The organism is Streptomyces sp. CA-251387, assembly GCF_050936625.1.
Taxonomy (GTDB): domain Bacteria; phylum Actinomycetota; class Actinomycetes; order Streptomycetales; family Streptomycetaceae; genus Streptomyces.
On sequence record NZ_JBNJMJ010000001.1, the window covers coordinates 877,581 to 892,250 of the forward strand.

At 72.5% G+C, this 14,670-nt stretch carries 11 protein-coding genes; 6 read left to right on the forward strand and 5 right to left on the reverse strand.

Features of this window, described 5'->3' with window-relative positions:
- Nucleotides 1–31: 31 nt before the first annotated feature.
- Nucleotides 32–1,642, reverse strand: coding sequence for an apolipoprotein N-acyltransferase (lnt, locus tag ACQEV2_RS03850; RefSeq protein WP_433036506.1), 1,611 nt, complete (start codon nt 1,640–1,642; stop codon nt 32–34).
- 307 nt (nt 1,643–1,949) lie between these two features.
- Between lnt and ACQEV2_RS03855 the strand changes: the two genes are divergently transcribed.
- Nucleotides 1,950–3,017, forward strand: coding sequence for an O-antigen ligase family protein (locus ACQEV2_RS03855; protein ID WP_433036508.1), 1,068 nt, complete (start codon nt 1,950–1,952; stop codon nt 3,015–3,017).
- 97 nt (nt 3,018–3,114) lie between these two features.
- On the opposite strand, the gene ACQEV2_RS03860 is transcribed toward ACQEV2_RS03855, so the two are convergent.
- Nucleotides 3,115–3,657 carry a hypothetical protein gene (locus ACQEV2_RS03860; RefSeq protein ID WP_433036510.1) on the reverse strand — a complete coding sequence of 181 codons (543 nt, stop codon included), beginning with the start codon at nt 3,655–3,657 and terminating at the stop codon, nt 3,115–3,117.
- A gap of 105 nt (nt 3,658–3,762) precedes the next feature.
- Complete coding sequence (locus ACQEV2_RS03865) at nt 3,763–4,548, reverse strand: glutamate racemase (RefSeq protein ID WP_433036512.1); 786 nt, start codon at nt 4,546–4,548, stop codon at nt 3,763–3,765.
- Nucleotides 4,549–4,605: 57 nt separating this feature from the next.
- Here ACQEV2_RS03865 and ACQEV2_RS03870 point away from each other — a divergent pair, with 57 nt between their 5' ends.
- Complete coding sequence (locus tag ACQEV2_RS03870) at nt 4,606–5,781, forward strand: glycosyltransferase (RefSeq protein ID WP_433036514.1); 1,176 nt, start codon at nt 4,606–4,608, stop codon at nt 5,779–5,781.
- Here the strand turns inward: ACQEV2_RS03870 and ACQEV2_RS03875 are convergent, their stop codons facing one another.
- Nucleotides 5,782–7,062, reverse strand: a complete 1,281-nt coding sequence (locus ACQEV2_RS03875) for a TerD family protein (RefSeq protein WP_433054182.1) — start codon at nt 7,060–7,062, stop codon at nt 5,782–5,784.
- Between the two features lie 299 nt (nt 7,063–7,361).
- On the opposite strand from ACQEV2_RS03875, the gene ACQEV2_RS03880 reads away from it, so the two are divergent.
- The 4 genes from ACQEV2_RS03880 (at nt 7,362) to ACQEV2_RS03895 (ending at nt 12,038) form a co-directional block, all read left to right on the forward strand.
- Nucleotides 7,362–7,796 (forward strand): DUF6643 family protein, encoded by a 435-nt coding sequence (locus tag ACQEV2_RS03880; RefSeq protein WP_433036516.1) that lies wholly within the window; start codon nt 7,362–7,364, stop codon nt 7,794–7,796.
- Nucleotides 7,797–7,839: 43 nt separating this feature from the next.
- Nucleotides 7,840–8,667 carry an MOSC domain-containing protein gene (locus ACQEV2_RS03885; protein WP_433036518.1) on the forward strand — a complete coding sequence of 276 codons (828 nt, stop codon included), beginning with the start codon at nt 7,840–7,842 and terminating at the stop codon, nt 8,665–8,667.
- Nucleotides 8,668–8,881: 214 nt separating this feature from the next.
- On the forward strand, nt 8,882–9,487 hold the full coding sequence (locus ACQEV2_RS03890) for an Rv1733c family protein (protein WP_433036520.1): 606 nt from the start codon (nt 8,882–8,884) through the stop codon (nt 9,485–9,487).
- 109 nt (nt 9,488–9,596) lie between these two features.
- Complete coding sequence (locus ACQEV2_RS03895; RefSeq protein WP_433036522.1) at nt 9,597–12,038, forward strand: right-handed parallel beta-helix repeat-containing protein; 2,442 nt, start codon at nt 9,597–9,599, stop codon at nt 12,036–12,038.
- A 228-nt stretch (nt 12,039–12,266) separates the two neighbouring features.
- Here ACQEV2_RS03895 and ACQEV2_RS03900 read toward each other — a convergent pair whose 3' ends face one another.
- The gene (locus tag ACQEV2_RS03900) at nt 12,267–14,570 is read right to left on the reverse strand and encodes a hypothetical protein (protein ID WP_433036524.1); all 2,304 of its coding nucleotides are present in this window, start codon (nt 14,568–14,570) and stop codon (nt 12,267–12,269) included.
- Nucleotides 14,571–14,670: the final 100 nt, after the last annotated feature.

The following is a 14,670-nucleotide window of genomic DNA, read 5'->3' on the forward strand; positions in this document are numbered from 1 at the left end:
GGAATTCCGGGGGCGTGCGACCGGCGTACTGCTACACCTCGGCGGCACGTCGCGCGCGCATCCCCGCCCCGATCGCCCAGCCCAGACCGCCCGCGGCAACCAGCAGCAGCGCGATCTCCGGCAGGATGCCGAGCCGCGTGGCAGGCGTTTCGCTGGAGCGCAGCGGCACCTTCTGTACCAGCGAGTCGGCGACGAACATCCCCGTCTTCTGCGTGATCCTGCCGTCCGGCATGATGATCGCGCTCACGCCGCTGGTCACCGGCACGGTGACGGTCCGGCTGTGCTCCACGGCGCGTACGCGGGACATGGCGAGCTGCTGGTAGGTCATCTCGCTGCGGTCGAAGGTGGCGTTGTTGCTCGGCACGGAGATCATCTGCGCACCGTCGGTGACCTCGGAGCGCACGGTCCAGTCGAAGGCCGCCTCGTAGCAGGTGACGAGTCCGACCTTGGCGCCGTCCATGGTGAACACGCCCGGCTCGGTGCCCCGGCTGAAGTCCTGGCGGACCATCGAGGTCCAGGTCTCGTTGATCGCCCCGACGAGCGAGCGCAACGGCAGGTACTCGCCGAACGGCTGGATCTGCCGCTTGTCGTAGGTGTCGACCGGCCCCTTGGCCGGATCCCACAGGATCTGCTCGTTGAGCAGCTTTCCGTCCCGCTCGACGACACCGCCGACGGAGATGGGCACGCCGATCGCCTTGGCGGCTCCGTCGATGACGGCACGGGCGTCGGCGTTGGCGAAGGGGTCGATGTCGGAGGAGTTCTCGGGCCACAGCACGAAGTCGGGCTGTGCGACCTTGCCCGCCTTGACCTCGGCGGCCAGGCGCTCGGTCTCGCGCGCGTGGTAGTCCAGTACGGCACGGCGCTGGGCGTTGAAGTCGAGTCCCGCGCGCGGAACGTTGCCCTGGATGACCGCGACGGTCGCGGTGCCGTCCTCGGCCTCGTCGCTGACCAGCGGCCGCGCGGCCACGGCGCCCACGACCGGTACGGCCACGCTCAACAGGGCCACGGTCGCGGCGGACCGGCGGACGGCCCGGGTGCGCCGCCCCTCCACGGCCAGGCGTACGACCTCGTACAGACCGAAGCCGCACAGGACGACCGCGAAGCCGAGCACCGGCGTGCCGCCCAGGGCGGCGAGGGGCAGGAAGACACCGTCGGCCTGACCGAACGCGATCTTCCCCCAGGGGAAGCCGTTGAACGGCGCACGCGCGCGTGCCGCCTCTCCGGCGACCCACAGAGCCGCCGCCCACACCGGCGAGCCGGGCAGCTTCGACACCGCGGCGACTCCCGCACCGACCAGCGCGACGAAGACCGCCTCGATCACGACGAGCGCGATCCACGGTCCGGGCCCGACCTCCACTCCGGTCCACACCAGCAGCGGCAGCAGGAAGCCGAGGCCGAAGAGGTAACCGAGACCGAGGCCCGCCTTCCAGCTGCGGCCGCGCAGCACCCAGCCGAAGACGGCGAAGGCCGGCACAGCCAGCCACCACAGGGTGCGCGGCGGGAAACTGACGTAGAGCAGCACTCCGGAGAGCGCCGCGGCGAGGGCCGGACCCAGGCGCAGCAGCCGTGCCGCGCGCGAGGCGGGCGCGATCTGCGGCTGCAGCTGGTCCGACTCGCCCACGGAAGTTGCGGTGACGGTCACTCCGGGAGTGTACGGCGGTTGACCTCGGCACTGACAGGGCGGTCGCCCTCGGCGACCTTGACGCACTCGCCACGGCGGCGACGGCCTGGGCGGGCCCAGCGGCCCAACGACGCCGAGCGAGCTGACAACCTGGGCCGACCCCTCCGCACGCAGGTGACGCACCCCTCCTGCACAACACGTCCACAAATCGGCCATCAGCCGTTACGGTATGCCGGAGCCTCAGTCGTACTGGCCGGTCAGGTCCGGGCGGCGGGGTCCGTCACAGGTCGGGGGACCGGGTTCGGGGGGCGGGGTGGGTGTCACGGGGATGGCGTCTGCGGTGGGTCCGGAGGAGACCGGCGACAGACGAAACGTTTCTGATGCTGCGGGTGTGGTCGTGCTGGGGGCTTGCGCCACCTGGTCGCTGATCTCGGCCGCCGTGCACGCCGGCCGCCCCGAGGGTGTGCTGCTCGCGATCCTCGCCGTGGCCGCCGGCTACGCCGCGGGGCGGATCGGCGGGGCGCTCCTGCCGGTCGCCGCGCCCTGCGCCGGAGCACTGGCCGGAGTGAGCCTGACGCTGACCGTCCCGCACCTGGCCCCCGGGCCGCAGATCGTCACCCCGCTGGGCCACTCCGGGGCCACCGCCGCCGTACTGACCCTGTCCGCCGGCGCCGCGTGCTGCGCCGCCTGGGCCGCCTCGGCACCGGTTCTGCGACTGGCCCTGCGCATGCTGGCCGCCGGTATCGCGGTGACCGCGGCCGCCCTCGGCTCGACGACGGGCTTCGTCACCTGCACCGCCGTCGTGCTGTGCTCGCTCGCCGCCGGCCACCTCCGCCATCGCGGGGTGGGCATCGCCGCACTGGCCCTGACCGCCACCGCGGTCACCGGACTGATCTGGGCGGTCGCCGGGCACGCGCTGCCCGGCGGGTTCGCCTCCTGGCTGGAAGGTCAGCTGACGCGGCACCGCATCCAGCTGTGGCAGGACGCCCTGCATCTGGCGCACGACGACCCTGCTCTGGGCGTGGGCCCGGGACGGTTCGGCGAGCTCAGCACGACGGCGACCGGGACACTGCTGTCCGACGGCAAGCCGCACTCGGCGCCCCTGCAGCAGGTGGCGGAACAGGGAGTCGTCGGCTTGCTCCTGCTGGGGGCGGCATTCGGCTGGATGCTGTTCGCGCTGTGGCGCACCGCGCGCCCCACACCGGTCGCGCTGACCGCGGGCGCCGCCCTGACGGCGGTGGCGGCGATCGCCGCGGTCGGCAACGCGCTCAGCTTCACCTCGGTCTCGGTGGGGGCGGGTCTGCTGGCGGGTCTGGCCACGGCGCGGCCGCTGGCAGGCGGTTCAGCGCAGCGCGAAGACGACGTACGCGTGCGTGGCGACCGGCCGGTCCCCTGACCTGGCGCGCGGCCCGGCGGCAGCCACTACATGACTGTCGAAGGCCCGCACGGTGACGACGGGATCGTCGTCCTCCATCCGCCGTGCCGGGCGATGCTCAGTGCGCCGTGCCGGGCGCCCGTGTCCGCAACCGGTCCCGGATGACGCGTACGGCCGCCTCCGCGTCGTCCACGGTGATCGTGAACGTATGACCGTCCCACAGCCTCAGGATCAGGCCCTCGCCCCGCCGTACGACGACCGCGGTGCCCTTCTCGGGCCGCCACCGATAGCCCCAGCCACCCCAGTGGCGCGGAGTGACGTGCGGGACGAAGTCGGCGCCCACCACCTCCGACAGGGGGATGCGGCGGCGCGGCACACCGATGTGACCACAGCGCACCTCGAGGCACTCCTGGTCGACCTTCAGGGCGACGTGCACGAACGCCAGCGTGCCGAAGAGGACCAGCAGTCCGGCGGCGATGCAGCCGACGACGGCCATGACGAGCGGGGCGACGCCGTCCGTCCACGGTGAGTCGACGGCCAGCTCGATCCCGAGCGCCATGCAGGCCGCACCGACGAGCGCCAGCAGCCATTGGACCCGGTTGGTCGCCCGCCCGGTCCAGACATCGGGGTACGGCTTCCTGCCGTGGGGGTGGTCCCTCATGCCTATGAGGTTACTCAGGTTTCGCTGCGCTGGTACCGCGCTGCGGAGGGTGACTGCACCGACCGGACCAGGTTCGAGCCACAGCGTCCTCTCAATGACCGTCGGTCACCGTGCGGGGCTGATCTCCTGCAGGAGGCGGCCTTCGTCGTAGGCGAGGGCGGGCTCGGGGAGCGTGCCCTCGCGTCCGCTCAGCAGCACGGTCAGGGTGCCGCTCGCCGCGGCCTCGGGGGCGGGCTGCTCGCCGAGCCGGCGCAGCGCCTGCGCGGCGACGGCTCCGGCGGAGCCGTGCAGAACGAGGGGCGGGAAGCCGGGGCGCTGGACGGCGGTGCGGATGCGCTCGGCGACGAGCTCGTAGTGCGTGCAGCCCAGGACGACGGTCGTGACGTCCTTGGGGGTCAGCGCCGCGGCCGCGGCGACGGCGGCCTCGATCGCCGTCTCGTCCGCGTGTTCGACCGCCTCGGCCAGCCCGAAGCACGGCACTTCGGTGACGGCCGCACCGTCGGCGAAGTCCTTTATGAGGCCGCGCTGGTAGGGGCTGCCGGTGGTGGCGGGCGTGGCCCAGATCGCGAAGGGACCGCCACCGGCCGCGGCCGGCTTGATCGCCGGGACCGTACCGATGACCGGGATGCCGGGTTCGAGTCGAGCGCGCAGAGTGGGCAGGGCGTGCACGGTCGCGGTGTTGCAGCCGACGATCAGCACGTCGGGCCGGTACGCTGCGGCGGCCTCAGCAACGGCCAGCGCGCGCTGTGTGAGGCCCTCGGGGGTCCTCCGACCCCAGGGCATGCCGTCGGGGTCGAGGGAGAGCACGAGATCTGCGTCGGGTCGCAGGCGTCGTACCGCTGCGGTGGCCGCCAACAAGCCGATTCCGGAGTCCATCAGCGCGATCTTCACCCGGCCACGATAGACGATGGGCCCTTACGCGCTGGTCCGGTGGGGCAGACTGCGCGCGTGAGCGCCATCGCGTGGACCGCCGCCGGATCACTCGCCGCCTGGCTGTGGCTGCTGCTCTGCCAGGGCTTCTTCTGGCGCACCGACGTCAGACTGCCGGAGCGCGTCGAACCGGACGAGTGGCCGTCCGTCTGCGTCGTCGTACCGGCGCGCGACGAGGCCGCGGTGCTCGGCTCGAGCCTGCCGCCGCTGCTCGCCCAGGACTACCCGGGGCGCGCGGAGGTCTTCCTGATCGACGACGGCAGTTCGGACGGCACCGGGGACCTGGCGCGCGAGATCGCGCGGCGGCACGGTGGGGTCCCGCTGACGGTGGACTCCCCCGGCGAGCCGCCCGCGGGCTGGACCGGCAAGCTGTGGGCGGTGCGGCACGGCATCGGCCTGGCACGCGCGCGTGCCCCCGAGTACCTGTTGCTGACGGACGCCGACATCGCGCATGCGCCCGACAGCCTGCGCGATCTGGTCGCGGCGGCGCGCGCCGGGGGCTTCGACGTCGTCTCGCAGATGGCCCGGCTGCGGGTGGAGAGCCTGTGGGAGCGGCTGGTCGTGCCGGCCTTCGTGTACTTCTTCGCGCAGCTGTATCCGTTCCGCCGGATCGGCAAGAAGGGGGCGCGGACGGCGGCCGCGGCGGGCGGCTGCGTCCTGCTGCGCGCCGAGGCCGCCGAGCGGGCACGCATTCCCGACGCCATCCGGCACGCGGTCATCGACGACGTGGCGCTCGCGCGGGCCGTCAAGGGCGGCGGCGGACACATCTGGCTGGGGCTGGCCGAGCGGGTGGCCAGCGTGCGCCCGTATCCGCGGCTGCGGGACCTGTGGCGGATGGTGTCGCGCAGCGCGTACGCACAGTTGCGGCACAACCCGCTGGTCCTGGCCGGCACGGTCGCCGGGCTCGCGCTGGTGTATCTGGCACCGCCCGTGGCCGTTGTCGCGGGGGCGGTCGTGGGGGATACGGCGACGGCGGCCGTCGGCGGTATCGCGTGGCTGGTGATGACCGGGACGTATGTGCCCATGCTCCGCTATTACCGCCAGCCGCTGTGGCTCGCTCCGCTGCTGCCGTTCACCGCGTTCCTCTACCTCCTGATGACGGTCGATTCCGCGGTGCAGCACTACCGGGGGCGCGGCGCGGCCTGGAAGGGGCGGACCTACACGCGTCCCGACGCCGTGCCCGACGAGGGCTGACTACTTGCGGCCAGGCGTCCAGTTCATGCCCCATCCGTAGGCGTAGTCGACCGTGCGCTGCGGGCTCACTCCGCGCTCGGGTACCAGGTAGCGGGCCTCGCGCTGGACGATCAGGTCGCTGCCGGTGTTGGTGATCAGGGCGAGCGCGCACACGGTCGAGGGGACCGTGCACTCGTCGAGCGAGAAGTCGATCGGGGCGCCGTGCTGGGGGGTAAGAGTGACCGTGGCGTTCAGGTCGGCGAAGGAGCGCGCCCCTTGGTAGATGGTCACGAAGACCAGGATGCGCCGGAAGGCCCGCTGGTGGTCGAGGTTGATGGTGAGGTTCTCACCGCTGGCCACGGCGCCGGTGCGGTCGTCGCCGTCGAGGTGGATGTACGGCGGCTGGTGCAGGGCGCCGAAGGCGTTGCCGAGGGACTGGATGACTCCCTTGCTGCCGTCGGTGAGCTCATACAGGGCGCACAGGTCGAGGTCGAGGTCGTTGTGCATGGCGACGGGTCGGCCCAGTTTGCTCGCCCAGCCCGAGAACTGCTTGCGTACCTGCCAGTTGAGGTTCACGCGCATGGATCCCGATGTGCCGCCCTGCTTCGTCAGCGAGACCGAGGGGGACGCCTTGGTGAGCGTCACCTTGCTCAGGCTGATCGGCGCCGCCTGGGGCGTGGGCGGGGGAACCGGCGGCATGGCGGGGGGCGCCACCGTCGGGGGCGCGGTCACCTGCGAAGCGGCCGGCGTGGCCACGGGCGGCGCGGCGGGGACCGCCTGCTGGGGTTCGTCGACCGTGATGCCGTAATCGGTGGCCAGGCCCTCCAAGCCGCTGCTGTAGCCCTGGCCGACGGCACGGAACTTCCAGGCGCCCTGGCGACGGTAGAACTCGCCGAGGACGAAAGCGGTTTCAACGGTGGCGCCCATGCTGTCGAAACGGGCGACGACGGTGCCCTGGGCGGCCTCCTTGACCTCGATGGACAGATCCGGCACCTGGCCGAACGCACCGCCGTCCGCGGAGGCGGCGAGGATGACGGTCTCGATCGCGGGCTCCACGCGCGCGAGGTCGACGAGCAGGCTGTCGGTCACCCGCCCGCAGGCGTCCCGCTTGCCCTCGTGGCGGACGGCGCCGGAGGAGTGCTCGGGCTGGTTGTAGAAGACGAAGTCACCGTCGGAGCGGACCTTCCCGCCGACCAGCAGCAGAGCCGAGGCGTCCGCGTCGGGCACTCCCGGCCCGGAACGCCAGCCCAATTCGACCCGCAGCGCCGTCGTCGGCACCGGAGCATTCGATCCTTTCGGCATTGACATGTCCGCCCCCATTAACGGGTCACCGCGCCAGGCACGTCCCGGCAGCTCGTCGGGTTCTTCTCCAGGGCCAACCTATTCCCCGCTCCCGGCGAACTCCCACGTGGAGCACAGGAACCTGGAGGCCAACCCCCGGTAACCCACTCGGAACTCGGCATTTACACGATCCGAGCGCCGATTGGCGTCCCTTTTTGCCAAGTTCGCTCGCATTGGGGATCCGGCGTCACCGCGGACACATAAAACAACCCTCTTATCGGTCTCCCCAACCAGCACATCGTGGGCTTAACGTATGCGCCATGACCTCCCCCCGCTCCACCTATGGCGGCGGCTACTACTCCGCCTCCTTCCCGGACACTCCGATCTACGACTCGCTCGTGGCCGAGCGGGGCACCCCGCAGATCGCCCCGATCCGGGTCCCCGCCGCGTACGACATGCCGGGCAGCAGCCTGCCCGCGCTGCCTTCCGCACTGCCCGCCCTCCCGGCGGCACCGTCCCAGCCCTCCTACGGTTATCCGCAGGCGCAGCAGCCCGCTCCGCTGCAGCAGGCGCCCGCGGCGTACATCCCGCAGCAGGCGGCCGCGCCGCGTGGCTACCCGGGTCCGCAGGCTCAGCAGCCTCGTCCGGTGGCGCCCGGCGGCATGGGCTACGAGGCGATGCGCCCCGCGGCTCCCCGCCCCGCCGCGGCTCCTTACCAGGACCCGTACAACAACCAGCAGTACCGCGGCTACTGACCCGTTCCCCCGGGCTGTCGGTGCCACCTGGCACGATGGCCCCATGGGGCATGCGCAGCTGCAGTCGATTCACCTTCATCCGGTCAAGGCGTGCCGGGGCATTGCGCCCCGGGAGGCCGTCGTGGAGCCCTGGGGGCTGGCCGGAGACCGACGCTGGGTGCTGATCGACGACGGGGGAAAGGTCGTCACCCAGCGCCAGCGACCGCGCCTCGCGCTGGCCGCCGTCGAGCCGCTGCCCGGCGGCGGCGTTCGGCTGACCGCGCCCGGCATGGATCCGCTGACGGTGCCGGTACCGCGTCCGGTCGGTACGGTGCCGGTGGAGATCTTCCGGGACAAGGTCGAGGCCGTTCTCGCCGAGGACGACGCCGCGCACGCCTGGTGCAGCGCCTATCTCGGCGAGGAGATACGCCTCGCTCACATGGACGACCCCGCCACCCGCCGCCCCGTCGACCCGGAGTACGCGCTGCCGGGCGAGACGGTCTCCTTCGCCGACGGCTACCCGCTGCTGCTCACCTCGGCAACCTCGCTGAATGCCCTCAACTCCCTGATCGCGCAGGGCGACCACGCCGACGAGGGCCCGCTGCCCATGAACCGCTTCCGGCCCAACGTGGTCGTGTCGGGCACCGCGGCCTGGGCCGAGGACGACTGGTCGCGCATCGCCATCGGCGAGGTCACCTTCCGTGTCCCGAAGAAGTGCGGGCGCTGCGTGGTGACCACGACCGACCAGGCCACCGCCGAGCGCGGCAGGGAACCCCTGAACACCCTGGGCAGGCACCGACGTCTGGACGGCAAGCTGGTGTTCGGACAGAACCTCGTGCCCCTGTCTCGCGGCACGATCCGGATCGGTGACCCGGTCACGATCCTCGACTGAGGTCACCACCCTCGACTGAGCCCGGTCAGGATGCTCGGCTGAGAAGGATCCCGCCGGGCGACGGCGTGCGGGAACCGGGGCCGGGGGCCCGCGCGTTGGGGTGTTCGTGAATGAGAGGCCCTGGGCGCGGGTGATTTCGCTCTCTCTTCGCCGGGCCCGTGGGTGAACGGCTCTGTGAGGGGTTATCACGGAGCGGGAAGGGGGTGGCCGGTCGATGCGGGCGATCAGCGGACTCTGGCGCTGGCGGCACAATCCGCTGTGCCGTACGACCGATCTGGTCGAGGCCTGGCTCGCCCTCGCGGCCCTGCTGCTGATCCTGGTCGTCACGCCCTTGGCCGGCTCCCTGATCGGCGGCCTCGCCCAGGACGCCCTGCAGGAGTCGGTGCGCGAACAGCGGGCGGCCCGGCACCTGGTGACGGCGACCGTGGTCCGCAAGGCGGACGGCTCCCCCCTGGACGCCGACCCCGAGACCTCCACCGGCCGGGACATGCGCACCCGGGTCGTGGCCGACTGGACCGCACCCGACGGCAGCACGCACCGCGCGCCGGTCATGACGAGCATCGACACCCCCCAGCCCGGCGACCACTTCACGATATGGACGGACCGCCAGGGCCGCACGGTGGCCCGCCCACTGGATTCCGCCACCGCGGCCACGCACGCCGTGCTCGCCGGCGTCGGCGCGGCGCTGATCGCCGCCGGCCTCGTCGAGGGCAGCAGACGGCTGATCGTCTGGCGCATGGTCCTTCGCCGGTACGCGCGTTGGGACCAGGCGTGGGACAAGGCGGGTCCGGACTGGGGCCGGACCGGCACCGGCAGTTGACGGCCTTCCGGCTCTGGTCAACCCACCGTCCGCGCGCACGCTACGGTGGACCGGCCGAACTCTTCGGCAGCACAACCCGCGTACGACGAGGTGGGGGCACATCAACGCCATGGCACAGGGCACGGTCCAGGTGACGCACACCGGCACATCGCGGTGGCGGCGCCGCACGGGTGAGTACGCATCGCTCGCCGCCGCCCTGGAGGCCGCGGCCGACGGTGACGTCCTCACCGTCGCGCCCGGCACCTACCGGGAGAACCTCGTCGTCCAGCGGGCGGTGACCCTGCGCGGCCCCGAGGGCTCCCCGGGTTCGGTGCGCATCGCGCCCGTGGACGGTGTGCCGCTGACGGTGCGCGCCTCGGCGGTGGTCCAGGACCTGCATGTGGAGGGCCAGGACGCGGCGGCGCCCGCGCTGCTGGTCGAAGAAGGCGCCCCGGAGCTGTCGGACGTCCGGATCGTCACGCGGTCCGCGGCCGGAATCGAGGTGCGCGGCGGCGCGCGGCCCACCGTGCGGCGGTGCACCGTCGACAATCCCGCGGGCATCGGCATCGCCGTACTCGACGGCGGGGGCGGCGTGTTCGAGGAGTGCGAGGTCGTCGCGGCCGGCCAGGCCGGCATCGCCGTACGCGGCGGCGCCCACCCCCGCCTGGGGCGCTGCCGGATCCACCACGCCTCGGGCTCGGGGCTGACGGCGACCGGCGAGAACTCCGCGCTGGAGGCGGTGGGTTGCGAGATCTACGAGGTCCGCGGCTCCGGCGTCCAGGTCACCGGCCGGGCCACCGCCCACCTCACCGACTGCGATGTGCACCGCACCACTGCCGACGGCGTCACCCTCGACACGGACGCCGTGCTGACCCTGGCCGACTGCCGTATCCACGACATCCCGGAGAACGCCGTCGACCTGCGCTCCCGCTCCGTGCTCACCCTGACCCGCACGACGGTGCGTCAGTTCGGGCGCAACGGCCTGTCGGTATGGGATCCGGGCACGCGCGTGGACGCCAACCAGTGCGAGATCTTCGACAGCACCGGCGACTACCCCGCGGTGTGGGTCAGCGACGGCGCCACCGCGGTGCTGGACTCCTGCCGGGTGCACGACGTGCCGGACGCCCTGTTCGTCCTCGACCGCGGCTCGCGCGCGGACGTCGTCGACAGCGACCTGTCCCAAGTGCGCAACACGGCCGTGTCGGTGAGCGACGGCGCCACCGCCCAGCTCGACGACTGCCGCATCCGCGACGCGGCGACCGGCGCCTGGTTCCGCGACCACGGCAGCGGCGGCACCCTGAACAACTGCACCCTGGACGGCACCCAGACCGGCGTGATCGTCACCAAGGGCGCCGACCCCACCATCGAGCGCTGCACGGTCGAGTCCCCGGCGGAGGCCGGGTTCTACGTCTCGGCGGGCGGCCGCGGCACCTTTCTGAACTGCCGCGTCAGGGGCAGCGCCGGCTACGGCTTCCATGTGATCGACGGCTGCCGTACGACGTTGAAGAAGTGCCGTACGGAGCGGTGCGCGCGCGGCGGGTACGAGTTCGCCGACGGCGGCCCGGACGCGGCCTCCGGGGTGGGCCCCGACGTGGAGGACTGCACCAGCGACGAGAGCGCGGGCCTCAGGCAGCCGACCCCGGCACCGGAGCCCGCCGTACAGACAGTGAGCCAGTCCCCCGGCCTCCTCGGCGCGATCCCCGGCCAGCGCAACACCGAGCAGGAACCGCTCATCGCCGCCCCGCAGCCCGAGGCGCCGACGCGGACCCCCAAGGCCGTCCTCGGTGAACTGGACGCGCTGGTGGGCCTCGACAGCGTCAAGCGCGAGGTGCGCGCCCTCACCGACATGATCGAGGTGGGCCGGCGCCGTCAGCAGGCGGGCCTGAAGGCGGCGTCGGTCAAGCGCCACCTGGTCTTCACCGGCTCCCCCGGCACCGGCAAGACGACGGTCGCCCGCCTCTACGGCGAGATCCTCGCCTCCCTCGGCGTCCTGGAGAAGGGCCACCTGGTCGAGGTGTCCCGCGTCGACCTGGTCGGCGAACACATCGGCTCCACGGCGATCCGCACGCAGGAGGCCTTCGACAAGGCCCGCGGCGGTGTGCTGTTCATCGACGAGGCATACGCGCTGTCGCCGGAGGACTCCGGCCGGGACTTCGGCAAGGAGGCCATCGACACGCTGGTGAAGCTGATGGAGGACCACCGGGACGCGGTCGTGGTGATCGTCGCGGGCTACACGGCCGAAATGGAGCGCTTCCTGTCGGTCAACCCGGGCGTGGCATCCCGCTTCTCACGGACCATCACCTTCAGCGACTACGGCCCCGAAGAACTGCTGCGCATCGTCGAGCAGCAGGCCGAGGAGCACGAGTACCGGCTCGGCCCCGGCCTCGCCGAAGCCCTGCTGAAGTACTTCACGGCCATCCCCAAGGGCCCGGCCTTCGGCAACGGCCGCACGGCACGCCAGACCTTCGAGGCGATGGTGGAACGGCACGCGGGCCGGGTCGCCCAACTGGACGAACCGAGCACGGACGATCTGACCCTGCTGTACGCGGAGGACCTGCCGGAGCTGCCCTGAGCATGGCGATCACACCATTGCAGGCCTAGCCCAAACAGCCTGGGCCAGCCCTCATCAAACCAACGGCAAGTGCCCACCAACCTCCACCGGGCCGACGACACCGGCATGTGGCGCCCCGAAGGCGACTGAGCCAGACATTCGGCACGCCAACCGCAAAAGGCACTGCACAGCCGACCACGCAACTGCCCCCCGCTCACAGCCCCGCCCGGCTCACTCCTCCCCCACCGCCTACACCCGCTGCCCCGGCACCCCCGGCCGCAGCCGCGCCAGCAGTCGCTCCCGTTCCTCCGCGAACGCCGGGTCTGCCTGGTAGTCGCCATGGCCGAGGATCGGGGCCGGCAAGGGATGCTCGGGTGTACGGCCGTACGCCAGCGGGTCCTTGAGGGCCTCGCGGTCCACCTCGGGGCCGCAGTCGTCACCGGTCAGGTGGACCGGCCCGCCGATCGGGTCAGTGAGCCGGTACAGGTTGCGCCAGCAGTCGACCTCGGCATGCAGCGAGGAGAGGGCGGCCGGGCCGAAGTGGGCCGGGAACCAGCGGCCGTAGAGGCGCTCCAGGGGTGAGCCGTAGGTGAGGAGCGCGACTCGCTTGCGGTCGGCGGGCGTCAGCTGCCAGGCCGCGGCGGCCGCGAGCACACTGCCCTGGGAGTGCCCGGAGATGACGAGGCTGCGGCCGTCCTCGGCGCGGGTCCAGGTCGCCATCCGCCAGGTCAGGTCGGGCACGGCGCGTTCGGCGTAGCAGGGCGGCGCGAAGGGGTGTGCGGCGCGCGGCCAGAACGTGCCGACGTCCCACAGGATGCCGATGGTGCGGCGCGCGGAGGCGTCCTTGTAGGCGCGCCGTCCCCAGGTGACGAACAGTATGAAGCCGAACCCGATCAGCCAGGAGCCCAGCGCCTGCGCGGTCTGCGCGGCGCCGTGCACGAAGGCGTGCGTCCCCTCGGCGGCCCCGCCCGGTGTCTTGTCGCTGGTCAGGGCGCCGACCAGAGCTCCGGCGCCGAGAAGCAGGGTCGCGGTGGAGGTGACGGCGACGACGAGAGGGGCGCGGTCGGTGAGCGTGGCCATCGCGCGCGTGCCGGCGATACGGCGGGTGCGTGCCGTGTCCCGGGGCTCGCCGGCGTAGTCGAGCTCCACCGTGCCGAGCTCGGTGCGGCGCAGCAGCCAGGCCCGCCATGCCAGCCAGCCGAAGAGCAGCAGCAGAAGGACCAGCAGCGGCGGGATGACCGACGCCTGCCAGGTCAGCAGGACCGGTGGACCGTCGATGGACGTGCCCGTGCCGTCCAGCCAGTCGGCCACCCGCTGGGACACCCCGCCGGACATCACGCCACCGAGCGCGCAGGCCAGCATCGCCACGGCCGGTCCGCCCAGGCCCCGCATCGCGGCGCGCGGGTCGGGCTCGGTGCGGTGGAGGAGGTGGGCGACGACGCCGAGGACGATCACGAGCAGGCCCTGGAGGAAGGCGATGGCGCCGAAGGTGGCGTCACCGGGGAGGCGGCCCTCGGACTGCCAGCTCGGGCGCTCCCACCCGGCGTACACCAGGGCGAGCAGCAGCAGGAGCAGGGAGGCGAGCGGCAGGCGTCGTACGAGATGCTCGTCGAGTTCCTGATCGAGGCGGTTCTCGCTGCGGCCCCGGCGGCAGACCACCCACACCACGACGGCTGCCCCGGCGACGATCGCCGCTTCCAGCAGCCACCCGAGCGCGTCCAGCAGTACGGGGTCGCCGGACCGCCGGTCGAAACGTGCGGCGGCCGAGCCGACCGCCGCGGCGACCGTCAGCAGGCCGGCGGCGGTGTGTGCGGCGCGCAGCCGGGCGACCAGGCGACGGCCGTACCAGAAGCCGGGGCGGCCCAGGGAGGTGCGGCCGGGCTCCTCGTCGGGCTCGGGCTCGCGGGACATCGGCTGCTGGGACTCGTACGCGCTCCAGGTGCGGCGCGAGAGGTACCACAGCAGACCGGTCAGCGCGGCCGGAACGACGGCCGCGAGAGCGAGTCTGCGGCCGGGGCGGCTCCACCAGCCGCCCTCCGAGGCCTCGGGCGACAGGAAGCCCAGCCAGCTGTGCCGGTCGGCGCACGCGCGCGTGCCCGCGCACTGCCAGGCCGCGAGGTCCAGGGCGACCTCGCAGGCCGCCGCGACGAGCAGCACCGTCAGGGTCAGTCCCGCCAGCCGCACGAGCAGGCCGTAGAAGCGCACGGTGCGCTCACGGCCCGGTGCGGTGGGGCGCATCCAGTGAGCGAGGTTGACCACCATGAACGGCAGTAACAGCAGCCACAGGGCCCGTGCGCTGTTTCCCGAGGTCAGGTTGCACCAGACGTACGCCTCGGGCACCGGTCTGCCCCGGTAGTCGTCCGGTCTGGATTCGGCGTCGACGTCCTCGGCCCGCCGGAAGACGGCGGCCGTGTCGTCGCCGGTGATCCGCACGGTGCGCGGATCGTCGAGCATCTCCTGCGGTGTCGTGCCGCCGACACCGTGGACCAGGAGTTCCAGGGCGGTTGCGGCTCCCGCCCCCTTCATCGCGGCGCGTTCCTGAGCACGTTCCACTGTTCGCACTTCCCCCGTGACGAGCCTTCGGCCTCTGTCCGTGCGGGCACAAGGATCTCCGCTGAGAACTCCTTGTACACCTGTCGTCACGGAATCTCCC